Origin of the sequence: Prosthecobacter sp. (assembly GCF_044222345.1) — a bacterium.
Classification (GTDB): domain Bacteria; phylum Verrucomicrobiota; class Verrucomicrobiia; order Verrucomicrobiales; family Verrucomicrobiaceae; genus Prosthecobacter.
The window spans coordinates 47,316-70,051 of the sequence record NZ_JBGANL010000033.1; the positions used below are offsets into that span (position 1 = coordinate 47,316).

Annotated in this window: 27 protein-coding genes; 6 read left to right on the plus strand and 21 right to left on the minus strand. The window is 61.9% G+C overall.

Translation table 11 applies throughout. From position 1 onward, the window contains the following. The first annotated feature begins 5 nt into the window (after positions 1 to 5). Positions 6 to 1,190 (plus strand): serine hydrolase domain-containing protein, encoded by a 1,185-nt coding sequence (locus tag ACILSL_RS17305; RefSeq protein ID WP_395733310.1) that lies wholly within the window; start codon positions 6 to 8, stop codon positions 1,188 to 1,190. A 72-nt stretch (positions 1,191 to 1,262) separates the two neighbouring features. After that, the gene (locus tag ACILSL_RS17310) at positions 1,263 to 2,078 is read left to right on the plus strand and encodes a superoxide dismutase (protein ID WP_395733311.1); all 816 of its coding nucleotides are present in this window, start codon (positions 1,263 to 1,265) and stop codon (positions 2,076 to 2,078) included. 21 nt (positions 2,079 to 2,099) lie between these two features. Here the strand turns inward: ACILSL_RS17310 and ACILSL_RS17315 are convergent, their stop codons facing one another. The 4 genes from ACILSL_RS17315 to ACILSL_RS17330 are packed head-to-tail and all read right to left on the minus strand — an operon-like array spanning position 2,100 to position 6,105. Further along, on the minus strand, positions 2,100 to 2,672 hold the full coding sequence (locus ACILSL_RS17315) for a hypothetical protein (protein ID WP_395733312.1): 573 nt from the start codon (positions 2,670 to 2,672) through the stop codon (positions 2,100 to 2,102). Between the two features lie 14 nt (positions 2,673 to 2,686). Beyond that, entirely contained in the window at positions 2,687 to 3,715 is a 1,029-nt protein-coding gene (locus tag ACILSL_RS17320) for a hypothetical protein (protein ID WP_395733313.1), read from the minus strand. After that, positions 3,715 to 5,319 carry a hypothetical protein gene (locus tag ACILSL_RS17325; protein ID WP_395733314.1) on the minus strand — a complete coding sequence of 535 codons (1,605 nt, stop codon included), beginning with the start codon at positions 5,317 to 5,319 and terminating at the stop codon, positions 3,715 to 3,717. The genes ACILSL_RS17320 and ACILSL_RS17325 overlap by 1 nt, the downstream gene beginning before the upstream one ends. A gap of 12 nt (positions 5,320 to 5,331) precedes the next feature. Continuing rightward, complete coding sequence (locus tag ACILSL_RS17330; RefSeq protein WP_395733315.1) at positions 5,332 to 6,105, minus strand: metallophosphoesterase family protein; 774 nt, start codon at positions 6,103 to 6,105, stop codon at positions 5,332 to 5,334. Positions 6,106 to 6,188: 83 nt separating this feature from the next. Here ACILSL_RS17330 and ACILSL_RS17335 point away from each other — a divergent pair, with 83 nt between their 5' ends. After that, positions 6,189 to 6,950, plus strand: coding sequence for an ABC transporter ATP-binding protein (locus tag ACILSL_RS17335; RefSeq protein WP_395733316.1), 762 nt, complete (start codon positions 6,189 to 6,191; stop codon positions 6,948 to 6,950). Here the strand turns inward: ACILSL_RS17335 and ACILSL_RS17340 are convergent, their stop codons facing one another. Genes ACILSL_RS17340 through ACILSL_RS17350 form a run of 3 tightly spaced genes read right to left on the minus strand, consistent with a single transcriptional unit; the run spans position 6,951 to position 9,057 of the window. Then, the gene (locus ACILSL_RS17340; RefSeq protein ID WP_395733317.1) at positions 6,951 to 7,478 is read right to left on the minus strand and encodes a DsrE/DsrF/DrsH-like family protein; all 528 of its coding nucleotides are present in this window, start codon (positions 7,476 to 7,478) and stop codon (positions 6,951 to 6,953) included. Between the two features lie 16 nt (positions 7,479 to 7,494). Then, on the minus strand, positions 7,495 to 7,806 hold the full coding sequence (locus ACILSL_RS17345) for a TusE/DsrC/DsvC family sulfur relay protein (RefSeq protein WP_395733318.1): 312 nt from the start codon (positions 7,804 to 7,806) through the stop codon (positions 7,495 to 7,497). Between the two features lie 21 nt (positions 7,807 to 7,827). Next, a complete protein-coding gene (locus ACILSL_RS17350) occupies positions 7,828 to 9,057 on the minus strand; it encodes an NAD(P)/FAD-dependent oxidoreductase (RefSeq protein ID WP_395733319.1) in 1,230 nt (409 codons plus the stop codon). Between the two features lie 85 nt (positions 9,058 to 9,142). Between ACILSL_RS17350 and trxA the strand changes: the two genes are divergently transcribed. After that, positions 9,143 to 9,601, plus strand: coding sequence for a thioredoxin (gene trxA / locus ACILSL_RS17355; RefSeq protein WP_395733320.1), 459 nt, complete (start codon positions 9,143 to 9,145; stop codon positions 9,599 to 9,601). A 6-nt stretch (positions 9,602 to 9,607) separates the two neighbouring features. On the opposite strand, the gene ACILSL_RS17360 is transcribed toward trxA, so the two are convergent. The 4 genes from ACILSL_RS17360 to ACILSL_RS17375 form a co-directional block, all read right to left on the minus strand. Then, entirely contained in the window at positions 9,608 to 10,930 is a 1,323-nt protein-coding gene (locus ACILSL_RS17360; RefSeq protein WP_395733321.1) for a c-type cytochrome, read from the minus strand. A 10-nt stretch (positions 10,931 to 10,940) separates the two neighbouring features. Next, positions 10,941 to 12,395: a c-type cytochrome gene (locus ACILSL_RS17365; protein ID WP_395733322.1), complete on the minus strand. Its 1,455-nt coding sequence runs from the start codon at positions 12,393 to 12,395 to the stop codon at positions 10,941 to 10,943. 62 nt (positions 12,396 to 12,457) lie between these two features. Then, positions 12,458 to 12,982: a response regulator transcription factor gene (locus ACILSL_RS17370; RefSeq protein WP_395733323.1), complete on the minus strand. Its 525-nt coding sequence runs from the start codon at positions 12,980 to 12,982 to the stop codon at positions 12,458 to 12,460. Beyond that, positions 12,983 to 14,287, minus strand: coding sequence for an ATP-binding protein (locus ACILSL_RS17375; RefSeq protein ID WP_395733324.1), 1,305 nt, complete (start codon positions 14,285 to 14,287; stop codon positions 12,983 to 12,985). A 92-nt stretch (positions 14,288 to 14,379) separates the two neighbouring features. On the opposite strand from ACILSL_RS17375, the gene ACILSL_RS17380 reads away from it, so the two are divergent. Beyond that, the gene (locus ACILSL_RS17380) at positions 14,380 to 14,823 is read left to right on the plus strand and encodes a c-type cytochrome (RefSeq protein WP_395733325.1); all 444 of its coding nucleotides are present in this window, start codon (positions 14,380 to 14,382) and stop codon (positions 14,821 to 14,823) included. A gap of 12 nt (positions 14,824 to 14,835) precedes the next feature. Here ACILSL_RS17380 and ACILSL_RS17385 read toward each other — a convergent pair whose 3' ends face one another. From ACILSL_RS17385 to ACILSL_RS17430, 10 genes are read right to left on the minus strand one after another with little or no spacing between them, the layout of a single operon-like run. Further along, a complete protein-coding gene (locus tag ACILSL_RS17385; RefSeq protein ID WP_395733326.1) occupies positions 14,836 to 15,513 on the minus strand; it encodes a class I SAM-dependent methyltransferase in 678 nt (225 codons plus the stop codon). A gap of 19 nt (positions 15,514 to 15,532) precedes the next feature. Next, entirely contained in the window at positions 15,533 to 16,225 is a 693-nt protein-coding gene (locus tag ACILSL_RS17390) for an ABC transporter ATP-binding protein (RefSeq protein WP_395733327.1), read from the minus strand. Next, complete coding sequence (locus tag ACILSL_RS17395; protein WP_395733328.1) at positions 16,222 to 17,436, minus strand: ABC transporter permease; 1,215 nt, start codon at positions 17,434 to 17,436, stop codon at positions 16,222 to 16,224. Before ACILSL_RS17395 ends, ACILSL_RS17390 begins: the two co-directional genes overlap by 4 nt. Continuing rightward, positions 17,433 to 18,356 (minus strand): efflux RND transporter periplasmic adaptor subunit, encoded by a 924-nt coding sequence (locus tag ACILSL_RS17400; RefSeq protein ID WP_395733329.1) that lies wholly within the window; start codon positions 18,354 to 18,356, stop codon positions 17,433 to 17,435. Before ACILSL_RS17400 ends, ACILSL_RS17395 begins: the two co-directional genes overlap by 4 nt. Before the next feature lie 10 nt (positions 18,357 to 18,366). Continuing rightward, on the minus strand, positions 18,367 to 20,037 hold the full coding sequence (locus tag ACILSL_RS17405; protein WP_395733330.1) for an FAD-dependent oxidoreductase: 1,671 nt from the start codon (positions 20,035 to 20,037) through the stop codon (positions 18,367 to 18,369). Further along, positions 20,034 to 20,609 carry a DUF6691 family protein gene (locus ACILSL_RS17410; RefSeq protein WP_395733331.1) on the minus strand — a complete coding sequence of 192 codons (576 nt, stop codon included), beginning with the start codon at positions 20,607 to 20,609 and terminating at the stop codon, positions 20,034 to 20,036. The genes ACILSL_RS17405 and ACILSL_RS17410 overlap by 4 nt, the downstream gene beginning before the upstream one ends. A 4-nt stretch (positions 20,610 to 20,613) precedes the next feature. Then, on the minus strand, positions 20,614 to 21,135 hold the full coding sequence (locus ACILSL_RS17415) for a YeeE/YedE thiosulfate transporter family protein (protein ID WP_395733332.1): 522 nt from the start codon (positions 21,133 to 21,135) through the stop codon (positions 20,614 to 20,616). A gap of 21 nt (positions 21,136 to 21,156) precedes the next feature. After that, positions 21,157 to 21,639, minus strand: a complete 483-nt coding sequence (locus tag ACILSL_RS17420; protein WP_395733333.1) for a DsrE family protein — start codon at positions 21,637 to 21,639, stop codon at positions 21,157 to 21,159. Continuing rightward, positions 21,636 to 22,046, minus strand: a complete 411-nt coding sequence (locus ACILSL_RS17425; RefSeq protein WP_395733334.1) for a rhodanese-like domain-containing protein — start codon at positions 22,044 to 22,046, stop codon at positions 21,636 to 21,638. Before ACILSL_RS17425 ends, ACILSL_RS17420 begins: the two co-directional genes overlap by 4 nt. 35 nt (positions 22,047 to 22,081) lie before the next feature. Then, complete coding sequence (locus tag ACILSL_RS17430; RefSeq protein WP_395733335.1) at positions 22,082 to 22,432, minus strand: ArsR/SmtB family transcription factor; 351 nt, start codon at positions 22,430 to 22,432, stop codon at positions 22,082 to 22,084. A gap of 111 nt (positions 22,433 to 22,543) precedes the next feature. On the opposite strand from ACILSL_RS17430, the gene ACILSL_RS17435 reads away from it, so the two are divergent. After that, the coding region (locus ACILSL_RS17435; protein WP_395733336.1) for a DUF2892 domain-containing protein at positions 22,544 to 22,736 on the plus strand (193 nt) is incomplete at its 3' end.

The following is a 22,736-nucleotide window of genomic DNA, read 5'->3' on the forward strand; positions in this document are numbered from 1 at the left end:
GTGCGATGAACCGCATCGCATGTTCCGTCCTTTCCGCCCTTCTGCTGTTTCCCGCGCTGCTGCCAGCGCTCGATGAAGCGAAGCTGGCCGCCATCCATCCCGCCATGGAGGCCGCAGTCAAAGCCAGGCAGGCGGCGGGCATCGTTACTTTGGTGATGGAAAAGGGGAAGGTCGTTCACTTGGATGCCGCCGGCATGGCCGACACGGGCAAAGGCCGTGCGATGGAAAAGGACGCGCTGTTCTGGATCGCCTCGATGACGAAATCCATCAACGCCACCGCCGTGATGGTGCTGGTGGATGAAGGCAAGCTCTCGCTCGATGAACCCGCTTCCAAGTGGCTGCCGGAGCTGGCCAAAGTGAAGCTGGCGGATGGCAGCGCGCCGGAAAAACCCATCACGCTGCGCATGCTGCTCAGCCACACGGCAGGCATCGCCTTTCCACGGCGTGCGCCATCGGATGGAGCCATCTCGTTGAAGGCCTACGTGGCTTCGCTGCTCAAGACCCCGCTCGCTTTTCAGCCGGGCAGTGCCTACGAGTACGGCTTCGGACCCACGGTGTCCGGGCGCATTATCGAGCTCGTTTCGGGCATGAAGTATGACGCGTTTTTGAAGTCGAAAATCTTCATGCCGCTGGGCATGAAGGACACGATGTTCAATCCCGATGACGCCCACCGCGCACGCATCGCCCGCACCTACAAGATGGATGACGAAACTCATGAACTCGTGCCCGGTTACAATCCCTTCGTCACCAGCGACGCCAGCGTCACGCACATGGTGGAGCCTGCAGGCGGGCTCTTTTCCACCGCTGCGGACATGGGGCGCTTTTACGCGATGATCGCCAACGGTGGCGAGCTCGATGGCGTGCGCATCATCAGTGAAAAAGCCGTGAAGGACATGACGACCCCGGTGAGCGCCGGTGGCAAGCAGCTCAACTACGCCTGCGGCTGGCAGGTGAACACGGCAACGCAGCGCGTGAACTCCCAGATGCCGGTGGGCAGCTTTGGCCACGGCGGCGCTTTTGCCACAAATGGCTGCCTCGATCCTCAGAGTAAGATCGTCACCGTCTATCTGGTGCAGAACGTTATGGTGCCAGACAGTGGCAAGCCTAAGGATGAGTTTCAAAAGCTGGTGATGAAAGCTGCCGGTATCCAAGTGCCGGCACCACCGACAACCAAGAAAAACAAACCTTAAACTCTTTGCGGTATTAGGCGAGGTTCTTGCTTGCTCAAAGGGTTGAGGATCAAGTAACCTCGAAAATATCGAATGAGAAAATCAGCAGTCACGCGCCGTGCCTTTGTTTCGACCGGCTTTGCCGCCGCGACCGGGGCCTTTCTAGCCGCTGAAGAGCAGGTCATCGCCCCGCTGGGAATACCGCTGCATCAGGAGCCGCTGGCGTTTGATTTTGACGCTCTGGAGCCGCACCTCGATGCGGCAACTTTGAGGCTGCACTACAGCAGGCATCATGGGGACATTCTCGAAAAGCTGACGGAGACACTGCAGCCGCTCAATTTGAAGGTGGGCAACTTATCCGCCCTGATGCCCAACATCCCGCGTCTGGTGCTGCCTTTCAACCCACGCAAAACCATGGTGAAGATGGGGGGGGTGCCTGCAACCCTGTCAGCGGAAAGCCAGCGGGATCTCCGTCAATATGGCGGGGCACACATCAATCACACCGCCTTCTGGCGCTTCCTGGCTCCGGCAGGCTCAGGGCCCGCAGGACCAGGGGGCAGGGTGGCTGCAGCGATTGTCAGCGAATTTGGCGGCATCGAGGAATTCAAGACCGCCTTCACCGAGGCTGCCATGAAGCATTTCGGCTCCGGCTGGGCCTTCTTGGTGTACCGCCCGGACGGCAGGCTGGTCATCACCACAATGAAGAATGAGGACAATCCGCTCATGACCGATTTCGTGAAGCCTGAGCAGCAGGGCCGGTTCATTCTGTGCCTCGATCTCTGGGAGCACTCCTACTATTTGAAGTATCGGAACGACCGCAGAAAATACATCGAGGCGTGGTGGAATGTGGTGAACTGGAATTCCGTGTCGCGTTCCTACACCGTGGCCGCATCCAAGGCGCGGGTGTGACAGGCGGAGCCTGACCGCTCTTCAGCGTGTGGGATAAAGGTCGGGCATGAGCAGCGGGCGCAGCACCATGGGGGTGAGAGCGCGCGGCAGCGGCACCCAGGGGTGCCCCTTGTCATTTTTCCTCAGTCCCCACCAGAGGCGGCCGCCATTGCGCCAGGGATCGATCACCAGGCCGTCTTCAAAACGCTGGCCTTTCGCGGTGACAATGATGCCATGATGCTCCTGCCAGGTATCGCGCTTGGAGGAGGTGAGATGCAGCTCCAGCGTCTTGAGCTTGAGGCGGAACAGGAAGGGAAACAAATCATCCCGCCACTGGTAGCAGAGGCCGCGTTTGCGCAGGCCTGTGTTGACGAGGCCGTTGTTCATCCACGGGTGAACGAAGGGTTTAAAGTCCTCGGCGAGCTTGGCGGATTCTTCGACCGCCGTGGTGGCCAGCTGGTCGGCCTCGCGTGCGTTCACCGTCGGGGAGAGCTGCTGGAGATCGTGGCTGAGTTGCCTGGCTCTTTCCCGCCGTGTGGCCGGCGTGCCAGGGCTGACGCAGCAGGTCAGGGCAAGTGTGAGCAGCAATAGGCAGAAGCGCGAAACGGGGAACATGCGGTGAGTCAAAATCAGGGCAGCGGGCCGTGGGCGGCCTCATGCAGCGCACGGGCCTGCTGCTGCCATTGCTCGCGGGTGGCGCGGTTTTTAAAGGCCAGGAGTTCGCTGAAGGCGCGCTGTTCGTCCTCAGTCCACTGCGCGATCTGCCGCCAGGTGCGGATGCCATGGGCGCGAAGCTGCTCGCTGATGATCTTTTTGATGCCCTTGATCTGCGTGAGATCGTCATCCGGCACGGTTAAGAGCGCTGATTCACCCTCCTCCACACGGCGGAGCACCTGCGTTTGAATTCGTAGCCTTTCGATCTCTGTCGTCGCAGTTGCCAGACGCTTCTCACTGTCGGCCAAACTGCGGCGGGCGGACCCCAGGCCGGCGGTGTCGTCGGGTGTTTGCCCTTCGAGCTGGGTGATGCGGCGCTGCCAGTCGTCGCGCTCCTGCGTCAGTGCGGCGAGGCCCGTCTGATGTGTGCTGAGCTGGTTTTCGAGCGCGGTGATTTTTTCGCGCAGCGTGGAGGTGGCGGCCTTGGGTTTCGCCGGGGTGCTGCGTTTGCGCTTGGGTTTGGTCGGCGCCTCTGCCGTCTCGACAGGAGCTGGAGTGGTTTCGACAGGAACAGGAACTGGGCGGCGCAGGTTTTCGAGTTCTGCTTGGGCGGAGGTGTGTTCTGCACGCAGGTGCTCAAGATCTGCCTGAAGCCGGGCCATCTCTGTTTCGAGCGCCTGCGCAGCTTCGTTGGCCCTGGCGGCCTGGTCCCGGAGCAGACGTGCTTCGCTCTGGGCGGATTTCAAATCGCCGCGCAGTGCCTGAAGCTCGGCTGCAACTGCCGGGTCTTGCAGGGCAGGGGCTGTGCTGGCGGCCTGGGCGGTGGCGCGGTCGGTTTCAGCCTGGCGCAGGGCTGCTTGCGCCGTGCTGAGCTGTGCGGCCAGTTCATCCATGCGCTGCTGCATGTCACTGCCACGCCAATGCCAGCCGAACCAGGCAAACAGAGCGGCGGTGATGCCGAGAAGTGGGGCGAGGTAGAGCAGCAGCCAGAGGAGGGAGGACATCAGCGGAGGGCAGGGGGCGTCAGGTGCATGCGAAGCTGCTCGATCGCCTCGGCAGCGAGATCTTCAACAACAGCGGCTGGAATGCCGGCGGGAATGCGGCCGGAATGGGCCAGACCGCCCGCTTCGACGAGTTCGCGTGTCACGGGAATGAGCGCCCAGGTGCTGCCCGGTTTGGCGAGGGCAAACATCCCGGCGCTGCTGGCGGCAGGTGGTGGCGGCAGGCTTTTGAGAGTGTGCAGAATGCTGCCAGAGGGCTCGCAGTCGCCGCTCACCTGCACCCCGTCACTGAACACGATGTACTGCGCACCGTAGGCCATGCGCACGGCGGCGATGAGCTGGGCGCGCACCGCCTCTTCGGCGACCTGCCCCGAAACGAAGGCCTTCGTGCCAAACAGGGTGAGAGCGATGAAGGACGGATCTTTGGGCTGGGAGGGAGCGGGTGAATAGGAGTCATTACCTTGCAGCCAGTTGCTGAGCGATGAGCTGTCGCTTTGCAGTAAACTGGCTTCAAGGCCGCGCGGCAGATCGTTTTTCCACGACTGCTCGCGGGGGGTGACCTGCCAGTCCACGGGCTTCCAGGCTTCACCGCTGAAACTGAGAAAGCAGGATTTGCCGCCCGCCTTGCTCTCCTGTGGCAGCAGGGCGGTGGTGATAGGGCCAAAATCACCGCTGGGCCGGCGCTCCGCACTGACGCGGATTTCATCATGCAGACGACGTGGGGCGAAGGCGGCCAGGGCGGCTTCGAGAATCCCCTCTTTCATGGCGGCGCTGCCGACTTCGCCCCGGAGGATGATATGCTGGTCACGCACCGCGATGAAAAGATACCCCGGCGGCAGTCTGGCCAGGCGCTCGCTTTGCTCCTGGGCGTGGTGCTGCTGCTGCTGGGTGGCGCGCAGCTCTTGCAATGCAGGGCGCACCTGCTGCCGCCATTCGTCCTCACTGACACCCAGCGCGAGTGCATCGGTAAACAGTTCAGCGTCAGATTTGTCCAGTGTCAGCTCCGTCCATGGCTGGCCGATGCGGGCCAGATAAGCCTGCGCACTGGACTGCGGAGCCGGGACGGTGCGCAGGGTGGCGGAGACGCTGGCGGCTTCGTCGTGGTTCTCAGCATCGGTGCCCGGCATGCCTTCGCTCACGCCGCCCCGGAGGCTCCAGGCTTCCTGCACACTGCGAGCGAGGTCGCGTGCCTCGTAGGCATTGGCGGTGGTGCCCAGCAGACGCGCGTGCGCTCCGTCGGCAGCCAGCAAAATCCAGCCGGGCGGGCTGGGGATGACTTCAACATCGTTCTGCAGACCACCGACTGGATTGAGGGAACGCCCGAGGCCAAAGGAAAGCGGTGCAGGCAGGCGCACCTGATCACGAAGGGTGGTTTCGATCAGGCTGCGGTCCTCCGGCGTACGCACGCTGCCGGTGAGCCGTGCCTTTTGGCCGTCGAACTCAAGATGCAGTCCGCCAAGGCGTTTGCGCAAGGCGGGCTGCTGCGAGAGCACCTCCTGGGCGGCCGTTTCCAGATCCCGCTGCAGGTGCGGCAGGCACACCAGCGCACCGACAAGCCAGAGCGCGAAGAGAGTGGCAGCAGAAAGGATCCAGCGCGCGCGAGTCATGGCGGGGGTAGGTCACGCTTTTTCGGTGAGCATGCGCACCTCGTCAAAGCTGTAACGACGTGCCTCGCCACGCTGATTGGTCTGCAGCAGGGTTTCCGTGCCGGTGTCCAGCGCCGTGAGCCAGCCCTCCCCATAGGCCCAGGTGTCGAGGCAGATGCGGCTGGGGAGAATGAGGGGCAGTCCGCTCTTCTGCGCGGTGTGGCCGCAGACCAGCGTCTTGCCTGAGAAATGCGGGTGGGAATCATCAAAGCGCCGCCAGAACAGCCAGTCGTCGCTCTGATCCGGCATGGGCAGCATGGCGTTCACATTTGCATGGGCAAAGATATGCGTCTCGTTCGTATGCCAGCGGCGCAGGCGCTGGCTCAGGAAGTCCCAGTGCTCCTGCGGGATGGCGTTCCAGTCCGGGATGTCCATGACACCGTAGGACTGCATGGTCTGCCTGCCGCCCACGCCATACCATGAACCGGGATCAAGCAGCTGGCTGCGGGCGTCGAGCATGAGGATTTCATGATTGCCGAGCAGTGGAACGAGCTGGACGCTTTTTTCCAGTTCCAGCAAACGGTCGAGGACGCCGCGGCTGTCCGGTCCACGGTCCACGTAATCGCCCAGGGTGACGATCACGTCGTCACTCTGCGGGGCCAGCTCCTGCAGCATGAGGTCGAGCGCGGTCGAGCAGCCGTGAATGTCACCAATGACCAGAGTGCGCCCGCGACTGCGTTCACGTGAGGGGAGTTGGACTCTTGACGTGTGAATGTCGGGAGTTTCGTCGCTGACCAAAATGGGCATCGGCTATTCTTGCGCGATGAGCGCCGGACGCAACCACCGATCATCGTGTTGGCACAATCCCTTTCGTCATGCAAGGTAGGGGAATGCCACCCTCCCCGCAGTCCAGCACCAAGAACCCCGGCCAGCCGTATATTGAGGGCGTTCAGCCCGTCTTTGCGGCCCGTGGGCTGCGCAAAGTGTACCATACCGGGGACCTCAATGTGGTCGCGCTTCAGGGGGTCGATCTCGATTTCCACCCCGGTGAGCTGGTGGTGCTGCTGGGCGCGTCCGGCAGCGGCAAGTCCACGCTGCTGAACATTCTCGGCGGGCTGGACATCCCCACCACCGGCACCCTGCGCTACAAAGGCTGGGACCTCTCCGGCGGCGGCGAGCGTACGCTAACGCAGTTCCGCCGCAACTGCGTGGGCTTTGTGTTTCAATTCTACAATCTCATCCCCAGCCTCACCGCCCGTGAAAACGTGGCACTCATCACCGACATCGCCCCGGACCCGATGAAGCCGGAGGATGCGCTGGACCGCGTGGGCCTGAGCCATCGTCTGGATCATTTCCCATCCCAGCTCAGCGGTGGCGAGCAGCAGCGCGTGGCCATCGCCCGTGCCATCGCCAAAAAACCCGAGGTGCTGCTGTGTGACGAACCCACCGGCGCTCTCGATGTGACCACCGGCATCACCGTTCTGGAAGCCATCGAGCGCATCAATCGGGAGCTCGGCACCCTGACCGTCGTCATCACGCACAATGCCGCCATGTCCGCCATGGCCGACCGCGTGCTGCACCTCTCAGACGGCCACATCATCAAGGAAAGCCGGAATGAGACGCGGGTGGATGTGAATACGCTGCAGTGGTGATCAGGTGAAGAGAATGTGCGTCCCCGCGCCGGCGGACTCCTCATAGAACTGACCCACGGTCAGCACGTCATCTACGCGGTCCATCAGGTCTTCCTTCTTCAGCTTGAACATGTCCATGGCCAGCTTGCAGGCGAAGATCTTGCCGCCGGAGTCGGAGATGAGTTCGAGGAACTCGCGCACCGGCGGGATGTCCAGCTTCTCCATCTCCTTGTTCATGAGGTGCGTGGCAAAGGCGGATACACCCGGGATGGCGCCCATCACCGTGGGGAAGGGCATCGTGATGGGCAGGCCGAGCATCGGCATGGCCATGTTTAGCGCGGCATTGCCCACGGTGGCCACCTTCAGGTGGTCCAGCGTCTTGTTGGCCAGCGCGTTCAGGCCGAAGAAGGTGAAAAACAGCGAGGCCTCGATGCCCTCCATGCGGGCACCGTTCGCCATGATCAGCGCGGGGTAAATGCCATCCAGCGAGCCTTTGCTCACGATGATGGAAATTTTTTTCACGGGTTGTTTGTCGTCTGGAGTGCTCATGGTCGGGAAGGGGGGATTAAATGCAGCCGACGGGTTTCGGAATGCCGGCAATTTTGGAGGACTTCTTCAGCGGGCCGCCGGGGAAGAGGTCGTACAGCTCCTTCGTCGTCACCACGCCGCTTTTGCCCAAACTGCGGATGGTCAGGGCCGCTCCTTTGGCCTGCTGCTCGCGCAGGTAGCGCACCACCTTCATGTGGGCGTCTGTCAGTGCTCCGATGCCTTCTTCCGTGGCGATGGCTGCGGCGATGGCTTCGTTCCATTGAGACGCGTCGGTGAGGTAGCCCTCCTCGTTCACGTCCACTTCAGTTCCTGCGATGGTTTTTTTCATGATGGTGGGTTGGGTTGATCATTACGCTTCAGCCGGCTTCTTTTTCTGGCGGCTGATGCCTGGCAGCGGCAGGCCGCGAAGAAGAACGTTCCAGTAGATGTGGCGGAAGGCCAGCTTGCCCCAGTGGTTCACGCGGCTCTCTTCCAGCAGGCGCATGGGCCCGAAGGCGAAAGGGAATGGCCCTTCGTGCGGCTCGTACTCGTAATTGAAGTCAATCAGCAGCGCCTTGCCGTTGCCGGATTCGATGAAGCAGTTGGAGTGGCCGTCGAATTCCTCCTTGAGCGGCTGACCTGCGATGTAGCGCAGGATGTTGTCCGCGAGGGTCTCGCTTTCAAAATGCGCCACGGAACCCGCCTTGGATGCAGGCAGGTTCGTGGCATCGCCGATCACGAAGACATCCTTGTACTCCACGGACTGCAGCGTGTGCTTTTGCGTGGCGATGAAATCAAGATCATCCCCCAGAGCTGAACGGCGCACGGTGGCATCTCCCATGTTCGTTGGGATGGTGACGAGCAGGTCATAGGGCACTTCGCGCCCATCGAAGCAGACGAGCTTGTTGTTTTCCTGATCGACCTTCTCCGCCACGAAATCGGTCACGAGTTCGATGCCTTTGTCTCCGAGCAGGTGGCCCAGTTTTTTGGAGGCTTTCGGCTTGGTAAACGCACCGGAGAGCGGGGTGACATAGATCAGGGTGACTTTGTCACGGATGCCCTGCTCGCGGAAGAACGTATCGGCCAGGAAGGTGAACTCCAGCGGCGCCACAGGGCACTTGATCGGCATCTCATTGATGTGCACCACCACACGGCCGCCGGTGAAGTTCTTGAGCTTCTCGCGCAGCGCCCGCGCTCCGTCCAGCGTGTAAAAATCGTGCACATTCACCCGCCACTTGGGCCCCAGCATGCCTGCTGTCTCCTCCGGTGCCGTGCGGCAGCCCGTGGCCACAATGAGGAGGTCGTATTTCAGCGTGCGCCCGTCCTTGATCGTGACGGCATGGTCTTCAGGGATGATCTGATCCACCTCCGCCTGCATGAACTCGACTCCTTTGGGGATGAAATCACGGGTCTTTCGGATGATCTCGCTTTCTTCATACTTCCCGAAGGGCAGGAAGAGCAGCCCTGGCTGGTACAGATGTTCTTCCGAGCGGTCCACCACCGTCATGCTCCACTCGGACGCGGGCAGCCGCCTGCGCAGGTTGTTGGCCATGATGGTGCCCGCAGTGCCGCCGCCGAGAATGAGAAGATGCTTGCTCATGAGGGATTGGAAGGTTGAGTTGCAATAAATCTATATGCGCGTATGCGTATATACAATAATTAATCTCGCCTCAATCTTGTCATTTATGAGCCCTCACCTGACCGCCGATGAACGCGGCATCATCCTGCCTTGTCCCGCCTGTGGCACCTCCAACCGCATCGCCTACGCCAAAGCCGCGCAGCAGGGCCGCTGCGGCACCTGCAAGGCTGAACTGCCCCATGTATCCGAACCCGTCGAGATCACCAGCGCGTCCGACTTCGCTGCGCTCATTACGCAGAGCACGCTGCCGGTGGTGATCGACTTCTGGGCTCCGTGGTGCGGCCCTTGCCAGATGATGGCCCCCGAATTCGCCAAAGCCGCCGCCAAGGCCGCAGGCTCTGCCATCCTCGTCAAAGTGAACACCGACGAACGGCAGGACATCGCCAGTCAGTTCCGCGTTCAGGGCATTCCCGCCTTTGCCCTGATCAAAAACGGCAAACTCGTCGCGCAAACCAGTGGCTTTCAGCCTGCGGACCGCCTGCTGGCGTGGATGCGGCAGGGGTGAGCCCCTTTACTTTGCCGCAGCGCCTTTCTCCAGCATGAGTGCGGCGATTTTGCGGAGGTTTGCCTCGCCGAGGTGGATCATGGGGGGCATCTGGGGCAGTTCCGGACGTTTTTTGCCGGGTGCTTTGGCCCAGGCAACGATGCCCTCGGGATTGCCCGCGTAGATCTGCGCGATCTCGGTGAGCGGTGGGCCGACCAGCTTCACATTCGGCGCGTGGCAGGCGGCGCAGTTGATGAAAAGCTGCTCCGCCGTTTGCTCAGCAGGTGCGGGTGCTGCGGCAAGGTTCTTGTTGAACTCGGCGAGCGCGGCGGCGTAGCGCTCGGTGCGGTCTTTGATCGCGGCTTTGTGGCTGGCGAGCGCTGCTTCCCGATACACGTGACGTCCGCTTCCCATGCCCAGCACGACGATGGAGAAGAGAGCCACGATGAGCCGGTAGCGGCTGCCAATACGCGTGTCGTCGCGCTTCAACTCGCCAAACAGCATCCACAGCGTCAGAAGCCCGACCGCAGCGCCGGAGAAGATGATGAGATAAACCTGCGTCGTGATGCCGGCGGGGGGCAGTGTGAAAAGCAGCAGCGGGCCGAGCACGAACTGGCCGAGCGTGACATAGGCGCACACTTGGTAAAACAGGCGGCGCAGTTCCGGGCGCGTGAAGTCACCGAGGTGCTCGAGGTCGGCGTTTTTACGACCGAACCATCCGGCCAGGAAGAGGCCCGTCATGGCGATGCTGGCGGCCATGAAGTGCAGGTAGCGCGGCAGCACATTGCCGATGCTCAGGCTGGAGAAGAAGCCCTTCACCTTCTCCCACTCGCTCGGAAAGAGCATGAGGTTCACATTCGCGAGGAAGATCAGCGGGATGAAGAAGAACAGCAGCATCGCCGTGATGCCGATGAGAAGGTGCAGTGTCTTCCTGCCGCCCCTGCTCCACTTGTCCCAGGTGTATTTATGCAGGTAGGTGAGCAGGAAGGCCACGATGACGAGCGGAACGATGAGCAGCCACGCGTGCCCGGTAAGCGCATTGGCGGAATACCACTGCATCGTGTAGAGCAGGTTGATGCACAGCAGCGGCCCGATGCCCATCACCACCGCGAGACTTTTGTTAACGGTCACCGTCTGAGCGATTTCATGCGCAAGTGCATCCCAGCGTTTGTTTTTCAAGCCCATCCACTCTGCGATGACGACGATCACCGATCCGCCGACCATGAGATTGACAAAAAGGATGTGAACGAGAAAAAAGGCGACGAGGCAGACCACGAGCATCCATTCCGGCACAGGCAGTGGCAGAGGAAGATCACGCGGGACGGGGGTGCTGGCGAGGAGGGCGTTCATGGCGAAGAAATCAGGGTTTAGGTTGGGCGGCTGCCGACATGGCGGGCTTGGGTGCTTCAGGCGCGATCACAATGCCGGCGCTCTGGGCTCCAGGCAGTGTCTGCGGGCTGGCCCGTAGCTGCTGGAGGTAGGCGACGAGAGCTCCAGCCTCGGCATCGGTGCCGGGAAAGGGCGGCATGAAGGTGCGGGTCTGATGCATGCCTTTGATGAAGAGCTGCATGCCAGCGCTGTCCCAGGGCTTGTCCGCGCCATACATGGCGGTGAATTTTTCGATCACGCCATTGAGTCCTGTGGTGCTGTGGCAGCGGGAACAGGCGAGCATGAAGATGTCCTGGCCGCATTCGGCCTTGTTGGCCTCGGTGATCTCACGGTGCTTCACATACGTGGCGTGTTTGAGGAGCCCCTCGCTTTGCAGGAAGGCGAGCTCGTCTTTGTGAACGCCGTTCGAATACATGTATTCGCCGATGACCCAGGGCTTGCGCATGAACTCACGCGCCCGCTCGAAGTGCCCGAGCAGCCAGATGCCCATGAAGCTGGGGATGAGCAGCGCCCAGCGCGGGATCATGAAGCTGCTGCCGAGTCCGCCGATGCCGACCACCAGGAAGGCGATGATGGTCCAGCCGAGCAGCGCCTGAAACTGCCCATGCCAGCTCATGAACTCCTGCGTGAGCAGCGCCACGGAGCTGTTCGCCTTCATGGTCTCGGGCACGGCGTTCCAGTACCAAGTTCCGAATAAGAAGGTGCCCAGCAGCGAGATCAGCACCACATGCGAGAGGCGATAGACGATCCACTCCCTCAGCCGCCGGGGCTCGGGATTGAACGCGCTTTTTGTCTTCGTGAAAAAGAAGCTGGCGAACCACAGGAAGACCGAGCCGGTCATCAAGGCAAAGAAGGTGCGGAAACCAAGCTGCGGCAGGTAAAGCGGATTGGTCATCGCGTCCCAGAAGGCGCGGGTTTGGTTCCACTGGCCGGGCTTCATCATGAAGCCCAGCACGGCCACGATGAGCGCCATCGTGAGCCAGGACATGATGCTCAGCGCCACGCCGATCCTGATGTGCTTGCGCTTCTTTTCGTGTGAGTCCGCCTTCTTCCAGGTCAAAAACCACCACATGATCAAGGCCACCTCGCTGATGAAGACCAGCCACTCCGCGAACCAGCCCCAGAAAAACACCCGCAGCAGTGAACCGATGGCGAATGGTGCGAAGAGTGAGGTGGAAAGCCAGATGCCGACGCCGGTCATGGCACCCACGGTGGTGGTGACGATGAACACGACGAAGGTGATCCTGTAGGCAAGGAGATCGACGTCCGGCCGGTTGTTTTTGTGCGCCCACCATTCCATCCAGGTGAGCAGTGGATACGCTCCGACGGCGAGCGGATGATTGATCAGCACATGCAGACTGGCGATGAGGCCGATGATCAGGCGGCCACCTGCGAGGTGATCAAGATAAAAGGAGGGGAAGTCCATGACGCGGTGATGCTCGACCCGCGTCAGATTTTGAAAATGTGGCAAGATGCCGCAGCAGCCCGCTACTCCTCCGGTGGCATCTTCGCGAGCTTGCGTTGCAGCGTCCTGCGGTCAATGCCGAGGGCTTCGGCGGTGTGGGAAATGTTTCCGCCGTGCTCATGCAGCACCCGCTGAATGTGCTCCCACTCCAGACGGGCAAGACTCGGCAGGTCGGAGACGGCAGGTCGCGGCGAGGTGGTCGAGGAACCTTGGAGCGCCGCGAGAACTTGATCAGCGCTGGCGGGCTTCAGCAGGTAGTCGTGCGCGCCAAGCCGCACCGCTTCCAACGCACTGGGGATGCTGCCATAGCCAGTGAGAATGATCAGCCTCGCCTTGGGCTGGTGACGCAGCAGTTCCGGGATCAACCGCATCCCGTCCACCGCGCCGAGTCGCATGTCGAGCACCATGCCGTCGATGTTTTCACTCTCGGCCAGTCCCAGTGCCTCGTGTTGGCCCGCAGCCTGCAGCACATCGCAGCCGCGCCTCTTCAGCGCCAGGGCCAGTGTCGTGCGGAAGCCTTCGTCGTCTTCAATGAGGAGCACGTTCATTCAGGTCAGTGGTTGGGCGGGTTGATGCAGCGGCAGGGTCAGCGTCACACTCGCGCCGCCTTCGTTCCGATTTTGTACTTCAACATTGCCGTGCATCGATGCTGCCAGACGGCGCACGAAAAACAACCCCAGCCCCATTCCTGAGCCGGGGTCCCGCGTGCTGCGAAAGGGCTCGCCCCAATGGTGCAGCATCTCCGCGCTGAATCCAGGCCCGTGATCGAGCACCGTGAACCGCAGCTCCTTTCCTGCCGTGTGCACGCGCAGTTCCACCGGCTGATCATCTGCAGAAGCGAGCAATGCATTGCGCAGAAGCACAAGCAAGGCCTCCCGCAGTCCCGTGCAGGCCACTGTCGCGTCTGGAGCCCGTAAATCGATGCGCACGCGCGTGCGCTGGCTCTGTGGCAGTTCATTGAGTGCGGCCTCGACCACCCGCCCCGCCGCACATGGAGCTGAAGACAGCCCCGTGGCCTCCTGGCCGAGTTCTCGCAGGCGTTGCAGCACTTTCTGGCAGCGTTCGGTTTCACGGGCGATGATGGCTGCCGTCTCCGCATCCGGATGCAGACGCATTTCCTCGGCTGCGATGGCGATGGTTCCCAGCGGTGTGCCTAATTCGTGCGCGAACCCGGTGGCGAGCGCCGCCACCGATAGAAAACGCTCACGGGAGTCCAGCTCCGCCCGCAGGCGCTCACGCTCTTTTTGCAGGCGGTGTGAACGCCGGCGCAGCGCCAGAAGCAGCGTCACTACAAAGCCGCCCGCAAGGACCAGCGCGGTGAGAACGCCCTGCGTGATCATGTCAGCGGGCACCGCCGCGCCATTGGCCATCTTCAGGGGAACCGCCTGAATCCAGAGCCAGAGCAGCCCGCCACTCATCAGCAGACCCAGGGAAATCACCGCCGAAGCTCGAAGTGCCACCGCTGCCAGCGTCAACTGCACCAGATAGAACAGCGCAAAGGGATTTTCCAGGCCACCCGTCCAGCGCAGCAGGAAGGTGAGAGTCAGCACATCGAAGAGCAGGACGTGGAAGAAGCCATCCTTCATCTCCCATCGAATCTGCCGCAGCCACCATTGGAGCAGCGCATTGGTGAGGAGCGTCGCGCCCACGGCACCGCCACACGCCCACAGAGGCACCTGCACCCCCAGCCTCCACACCACGAGCAGGGTCATGGCCTGGCCGGTCGCTGCCAGCCAGCGCAGCAGCACGAGCATCCGAGACGAGAGTGCCCCGCCTGCCCACACCTCACTGAGACCGAGCCAGCGCTGCCAGCGCGGCATCGGTGTGGAAGGGGGGGATGCATGTGAACTCATCCGAGAATAGTGGATGCGCCTGGCTGTCTGTCCATCCGATGCGGCATTTTGCCGCAGTGACTCTCCCGTGAAGCAGGTGAGCGTGACGTGGTATGAAAAAAATCACAGCATCCTTCCTCGTCATCACGACCCTTCTTGCCGCCTCTGCCTCTCAGGCGCAGACACCTGCGCCTGCCTCCTTCGTGCTGTGCATGGCCTGCCACGGGATGGATGGGAAAGGAATGGGGGCTGGCACTCCCATGCCAATGGCTCCCCCTCTCGCCGGTTCGAAGCTGGCCGCCTTTGGCGATGGCGAGGTGATGGCTTCCATCGTATTCACCGGCATTGAGAAGCAGGACACCAAATTCGTCGGCATCATGGCTCCCCTCGGCCCGGCGATGACCGACGCTCAAATGGCCGAGGTCCTGACCTATGTGCGCAGCAGCTTCGGCAACAGCGCCCCGTCCGTCACCGCCGATCAGATCAAAGGCTGGCGGGAAAAATACAACGGCAAGCCGATGCAAAAGCGTGCCGATTTGGAAGCCCGGTTGAAGTAAGAGGCCCGGCGTTCACTTCCGCCGAAACTGCACGAAGTAGTTCTCCTTCAGCACGTCCTTCCCCTCGCCGATTTTCTCGAAGCCGGCGGCGGTGATCTCGGCCTCAAACACCTCCTGCCCGGCGCGGACGTGGCCCATGACGAAATCGCTGCTTTCACCGGGGATGCGCTTGAAGTCGATCAGCACCAGAACGCCGCCGGGTTTCAGTGCCTTGTGCAGCGTGGCGAGGCTGGCCTGCGGGAATTCGAAGTGGTGATACACATCGCAGATGAACGCGAGATCAATGCTGGCCTCCGGAAGTTCGACGCTGCGCCCCGTGCACTGGATCGTCTGCACATTCGCCGCATGCGCCTTCGTCGCGCGGGCCTGGATGTGTTCGAGGAAGTTCTTCGCGATATCGACCGCATACACTTTGCCGCTCTCCCCGACCGCCTGTGAAAACGGCAGTGTGAAGAGCCCCGTGCCTGCGCCGATGTCCGCCATGGCCATGCCGGGCTTCAAGCCGACCGCAGCGGCGATCTTCTCGCGCTGATGATAGATCTCGCGGCTCTCGGTCTCAAACTTCTGCGTCCACTCCCCGACCTTGAGCTTGGGATCGAGAAACTTGTCGTTGATGCCGGGCTTCACGCTCGCGTCTTGAGCGAAGCAGGTCGCGAAGAGAAGGGAAAGGATCGGGAGAATACGTTTCATGAAGATTGGAGGGGTGGAGTCAAAGAGATCGCTCGTGGATCATGCCATCTTCTACATCCACGATGCGGTCAAAGACATCGAGCGTGCGGTGATCGTGAGTCACGACGAGGACGCCCGCGTTGCGCTCGTGGGCGACTTTGGCAAAGAGTTCCATCACCTGGCGTCCGCGCTGGCTGTCGAGAGCGGCAGTGGGTTCGTCGGCGAGGATGAGGCTGGGGTTGTTGGCGAGCGCACGGGCCACGGCGACACGCTGCTGCTCGCCCCCCGAGAGGGCGACGGGCAGGTTGCCGGCTCGCTCGCCGACGCCGAGGTAGTCGAGCAGTTCCATCGCGCGTGCGCGTGCGGCATTCGGAGCGGTGTCATTGATTTCGAGGGCGACCTGCACGTTTTCCAACGCGGTGAGAAAGGGAATGAGGTTGGCCTTTTGAAACACGAACCCGAGATGCTGGCGGCGAAAGGCGCGCAGGTCGACGAGCGCCTTCGGACCATCGAGCACGGCCGAACCACCGATCATCACCTGTCCTGACGTGGGAGGATTGATCAGCGCCATGGCGGTGAGGATGGTGGACTTGCCGGAGCCGCTGGGGCCGAGCATGCCGACGATCTCGCCGCGTGCGATGGTCAGCGAGGCATCGCGGATGGCGACGACTTCGGTGTGGCCGCTGCCATACACTTTGCGCAGATGCTGGACTTCGACGGCGGGGGCGCTCATGCGGAGAGGACGGTGTTGGGTTCCACCCGCAGGGCTTTCCAGATGCCGAGCAGGCTGGCGAGTGTGGAGATGACGAGGACAATGAAGCCGAGTGAAATGAGGTCTGACGCCTCCACAACGACGAGACGTGGAAAGTGGGGGAACGTGAACTGCCCGATGACCCACGCCAGCGCATAACCAAAAGCGCCCATGAGAAGCGACTGCTGCAGAATGAGACCACCGATGACGCCGTTGCGGGCGCCAATGAGCTTCAGCAGGGCGATGTCGCGAATTTTATCGAGCGTGAGCGTGTAGATGATCAGCGCGATGATGATGGTCGAAATGATGATCAGCAGAACGCGGAAAAGACCGAGCTGGCGCTTCGCCTTGTCCACCATGCCGGAGAGCAGCAGGTCCTGCTGCTCCTGAGTGGAGAAAACCGAGATGTCCGGCCAGGTGCCGAGCGTGGCACGAACGGCTGCGGCATCCGCACCAGGCTGCAGGGTCACAAGCACGGCGCTGACCTGCGGCTTCGAAAGCGCGGGAATGCTGCCGGAGGGGCCGGCGGCGCGATCCAGCAGCAGAGGCTGCAGGCGGCCGATCTCGATGTTTTCCAATCGTGTGCGCCGTGCCGCGCGTTCCAGCCGCACGGCTTCTCCGGGCACGTCAGATTGAATCGCCAGCGCATCGCTCACGGTGAAAAAAGTCAGTCCGTCGCCACTGGTGCCGACCATGCCGCGCGTGTGGCCAACGACTTCATAGACGTCCTTGCCGAGTCTGACTTTTTCACCCAAAGGCAGGTGCAGCGACAAATCGGCGATCATTTCATAATGCGCCTGCCGCAGCGTACGCCCCGCCACCAGCGGAATCCACCCGCCACGATCCTCCGGCCAGGAAAGGCCCTGAACCACCATGCGCAGCGGCCTGCCCTGATGCATGCGTTGAATCGTATGCGAGACGAAGCGCCGTGCCTGGGCCACGCCCGGGACCGCGCGCACGCGGTCCTCCAGGCTGGCAGAAATCCGCGAGATCTCCGCAAACGGCCCGCGCGTGCCGCCCTGCACGACCCACAGGTCCGCGCCCACACGGTCCACCAGCAGCGTTGCTTCATGGATGAGACCACGATAGATGCCACCCATGCCCATCACGATCATCAGCAGCAGGCCGATGCCCAGCGTGGTAAACACAAAGCGGCCCGAGTTGTGCCGAATGTCGCGGACGGCGAGGTTCATGGCAGCTGGATGAACACCTCCGCGCGCTGGCCGATGGTCCATTTTTTGGGCAGTTCATTGACGCGCACATCGACGAGAAACTCGCGCGTCTCGCGGTCTGTCTCGCGGCCGATGCGCGAGACCACGCCGGGGTAGTTCCTGCCGCTTTCGGAACGGAAAACGATGCGCGCCTTCTGGCCGGGCGCGATTTTCGAAATGGCGGTTTCATCGACCCACGCACTCACCCAGATTTCTTCCAGCGAGATCAGTTCCATGAGTGCACCCCCTGGCACGAGCATGTCGCCCGGCTCGCGATTGCGCCGTATGATGAGCCCGTCGTAAGGTGCGCGAATTTCCGTGAAGGCCATCTGCTCCCTGCGATACAGCAGCGTTTTTTCCGCCACCAGCACCAGGGCCTGCGCCTCGGCGATGGTCGCGTTCGAGCGGTTCAGATCCGCCTCCGCCACATGCAGCGCTTCCGAAGCCTTGTCCTCGTCCGTCTGGGAAACCGCGTTGGAGGTTCGCAGGCCGGTCATGCGCTTGTGGTCGAGCCGGGCCTGCGCCAGCACCGCCTCCGAGCGTGCCAGATCTGCGCTTACTCGCGCCGCTGTCTGCCGAGCCGCAGCCAAAGTCGCTTCCGCAATGGCCACCTGCTGCCTGATCTCTGCGTCATCGAGCTTCGCGAGCAACTGCCCTGCCTTCACCGCATCTCCCTGATCGACCAGCACCTCCATCAGCCGTTCTTGAATGCGTGCGCTCACCGTCGTCTTCACGCGCGCCTCCAGCGTGCCGGTGCCCATCACCTCATGCGTGATGCTGTCTTGACTCAGCCTGCGTTCCTCGACTGGCGCCGGAGCCAGCTTGAACTTGTAGAACGCCGCACCGGCCAGGGCGATGACCGCAAACCAGGGCAGGAGACGAAGCAGAAAGGTGTTGTTCATAAAGTTCGTGTCAGCGGGTTGCGGTGCTGAAGGTACGCCATGAACCGGCGAGGTTGCGCACTTTGAAGCCGTGCTGCGTGAGCAGGCGGCATGCGAAGTAGCTGCGCTGGCCGCTCTGGCAGGAGGCGATGATCTCTTTGTCCTTCGGCAGTTCACCAAGGCGTCCGCGCAGCTCATCCAGCGGGATGTGAATGGAGCCGGGGATGCAGCCCTTGGCGCGCTCGTCGGCCCGGCGTACGTCCAGTACGAGGGACTTGTCAGGATCAAGCGCGGCGATCTCATGCCACTGCGCGAGCGCCACATCTCCGGCGAGCACGTTTTGTGCGGCCATGCCGACGAGATTCACGGGGTCTTTGGCGGAGCCAAACGGCGGGGCATAGGCGAGCTCCAGTTCGGCCAGATCATCCATGGTCATGCCGGCTTTGAGCGCGGTGGCCAGGACATCGAGTCGCTTGTCCACGCCATCGCGGCCCACGGCCTGAGCGCCGAGCAGCCTGCCGGTGTGCGGGTCAAAGAGCACCTTCAGCGCGATGGGTTCTGCGCCGGGATAATAGCCTGCATGCGAGGCCGGGTGCAGATGCAGCGCCTGGTAGGATCTGCCAGCGGCACGCAGCGTCTTTTCATTCGCGCCCGTGCAGCCTGCGGTGAGGCCAAAGAGCCTCAGCACGGCCGTGCCCTGCGTGCCTTGGTAGGTGGAACTGCGGCCCATGATGTTGTCCGCAGCGATGCGGCCCTGGCGGTTCGCCGGGCCGGCCAGCGGGATCAGGCTGCACTCACCGGTGATGACATCGCGCACTTCCACGACATCGCCGACGGCGTAGATCGCCGGATCGCTTGTCTGCATGCGCTCATTGACGCGGATGCCACCGCGACCGCCGATCTCCAGGCCGGCGGCTTTGGCCAGGGTGCTTTCCGGTTTCACGCCCATGCCGAGCACGACAACATCCGCAGGCAGACGGCGGCCATCTTTGAGGACCACGATGGAGGCCCGGGCGGGCTCAGCATCGCTCGGTGCTTCAAAAGCAGCCACGGCGCTGCCGGTGCAAAGCTCGACGCCCTGCTGCTTGAGCTCCAGGTGCAGCCACGCGGCCATCTCAGGGTCGAGCGGAGCCATGACCTGCGGCAATGCTTCGACAAGTGAAACGGAGACACCACCATGCCGGACGAGCTGCTCCGCCATTTCCAAACCGATGTAACCGCCACCGACCACGACGGCCCGGGTGTCCTCGGTCTCGCTGATCCATGATTTGATCCGCACCACGTCAGGCACGTTGCGCACCACGAAATGGCCTTCGCGCTGGATGCCGGGAACCGGCGGAGTCAGCGGTGAGGCGCCCGTGGAAATGAGCAGTGCGTCGTAGGGCAGGGCGTATTCGCGGCCATTCGTCAGCTCGCGCACGTTCACCACTTTGGCCTCGCGATCAATCGACACGACCTCGCTGTGCACACGCACATCGAGGTTGAAACGCGCGTGCAGGCTCTTCGGCGTCTGCACCAGCAGATCCTCCTCATTCGGGATCTCACCGCCTACGAAGTAAGGCAGGCCGCAGTTGGCAAAGGAGACATGGGGGCCGCGCTCCAGCACGGTGATTTCACAGGTTTCGGAAAGGCGGCGTGCACGAGCGGCGGCACTGGCCCCTCCGGCGACACCTCCGATGATGACCAGACGCTGGGGTTTCATGAGATTTTGGATCGGGTTTTTTCAAAACGTGCGACAAGCGCGAAGACAACGGCCGCCATGACCACCAGCCCCGCATACCACACCCATTCCGGCAGCGTGGCGAGTTCAGGCAGGCGCTTTTTGCCGAGATCTGCCACCGGCAGGATGTTCGCGGCGATCCAGTCGTAGCAGAGCGCATAGGCCGCCCCGCCGACGAGCATTCCCAGGAAGCCCACAAGCGCATCCAGTCTGCCGGTTGCTACGGCGGCGATGCTGGTGCCGGGGCAGTAGCCGTAGATCACCATGCCGATGCCAAAGAGCAGCGCCCCGAGGATGACTGCGAGCATGTTTGCAGGCTTGATGTGCCAGTTGGAAAGCTCCTGCCCATGCAGGATGAACAGGCCCACGCCACCGACGACGATGGCGGTGAACATGACCTTGAGCACGGTGAAGTCACGAAACAGAAACTGCTTCACGATGACATTGAAGTCCGTGACGCCGCCGCGATGAAGCAGCACGCCAAAGAGGAAGCCAAAGAGCAGCCCGGCCCAGAGCAGATTGGAGCCGGTGATGAAGGCGAGGAATGTTTGCATGGGATCAGGATTGGGAGGTGCCGCGGAAGAGGATGAAGGCGGTGACAATGCCGCTGATGAACATGGCGATGAAAAAGGTCCAGCTGCTCACGGCCAGCTGCAGCGAACCACTGATGCCATGGCCGCTGGTGCAGCCATCCGCCAGCCGTGCGCCGAAGATGATGACCACGCCGCCAATGAAGGCGGCGAGCAGGCGTTTGCCGACGGACGGGCCAAAACGCCCGCGCCAAAGGGCTGGCACGCTCTCCAGTTTGAAGCTGCCGCTCACCAGCGCGCTGACCAGAGCGCCGAAAAAGGAGCCGAGCACAAACAGGCTGCCGTAGTCCCAGGCTGGCACCGCTTTTTTGGCCCAATAAGTATTGGCCGCCACGCCATCCGCGCTGAGCACCGGCAAGGCACACGCGCCAGAGGCCTGCGCGATGCCGGTGGACATGCCGATGGGCTTGTCAGCCATCGTAAAGGTGAGGATGCTGAGCACGCCGATCAGCGCGCCAACGAGGTAGGGATTCCAGCGGTGTGTTTTCATGGTTGGCTTAGAGAAGGGTGGCTACTCAAACTTGATGTAGGCGAAGCCTTGCAACTGCAGATCGATCAGACGCGGGAAGGCACCGACCACGAGCTTCACCCCGGGCATCAGTTCGCTGGGCTTCACACCTTTCTGCTGCATGGTGTTTTCACACAGCTCCACCTGCACACCGCGCTTGATGAGTTCCGCAAGGATTTCGCCGTTTGGATTCGCCGCATCCGTGCCGAGGCGTTTGAGGGCCGCATCGTTCACCACGGCGGCGATGCCGGTGCCGTGATAAACAAGGTGCAGATGCACCTGGTCGGCGGCGATGCCCTGCTTCGCGTAGGTGTTGATGAGTTTGCGGGCGTAGAAGAGACCCTTGTTCACGCCATCGTGGGCCGCGTCATCGGTCACTTGATAGACGATGCGCAGATTCTCGCGCACCTGGATCGGAATGACCTCCGGTTCGGCGGCGGAGGTGGCGAGGGTGAGAGTGAGGAGGGAGAAGAGCAGGGGTTTCATGGTTGGGCGTCAGGTTGCCACGACATGTAGCCGCGGTGGATGTGCTGGATGTTGCGGAAGCCGAGTTCTTTCAGGACAATCACCGCCTTGCGGCTGCGAAAGCCACCGGCGCAATACACCAGCACGGGCTTGTCCTTGTTCAGCGCGGCGAGCTTGGTTTCGAATGACGGATCACCGATGGAGATGTTCACCGCGCCGGGCAGCGCGCCACCTTCAAACTCACCCGAGGAACGCACATCCAGCACCTGCGTCTCGGGGTGGTCACGCAGCCACGCATTGGCCTGGCCAGGATTGAGGTTTGCGCATACGGAGCCAGGAGATGCTTTGAAGAGACCGCGGTCCCAGTCTCCTTCATACCAGTACCAGCCGCCGATGACGGCAATGAGAATGACAAAGGTCCAGATCATATTTCGAAGGGGCATTGGAGGATGAAACAGGCTGCTCAGGCACCGCCGAGTTTTTTCACCTGTTGGGAGAGGCGTTTGAGGAGGTTGTTGCAGACGTTGTCACACAGATCGGTGATGCTCGTATCAGCGATGAAGCAAATCGCAGTCAGGCCTTCACGGCGGCGGCCGACCATTCCCGCGTCCACGAGCGACTGCACATGACGCGAGACATTTGCTTGAGTGAGGCCGGTGGCGGCGACGAGTTCGGTGATGTTCTTCTCGCCCTCCTCCAGCGCGCGCAGAATTTTCAGGCGGCTGGGTTCGGAGAGCGTGCGGAACCAGGAGGCGATCAAAGTGAGGGCCTCCTCGGAGACCGGCGGCAGGGATTTTTTGGCGCGTGGTGGCATGATGTGAAAAAGGGTTTGCAGGCATTCACTATATGCGTATAGAATCATACAGTTGTGAATGAGTATCCTTCGAAAGAACAAATCGTCAATCTCAAATACCGCGCTCTACCCATGAAACTCGAAAACGCCATCCGCGCCCTCGCCGGCACCATGATCCTCGTCAGCCTGGCCCTCAGTCATTATGTGCATCCGAACTGGATCTGGCTGACGGTCTTTGTGGGGGCCAACCTGCTGCAGTCCGCTTTCACTGGTTTATGCCCTGCTGAAACGATCCTTAAGAAACTGGGTGTCGGCGGTTCCTGCT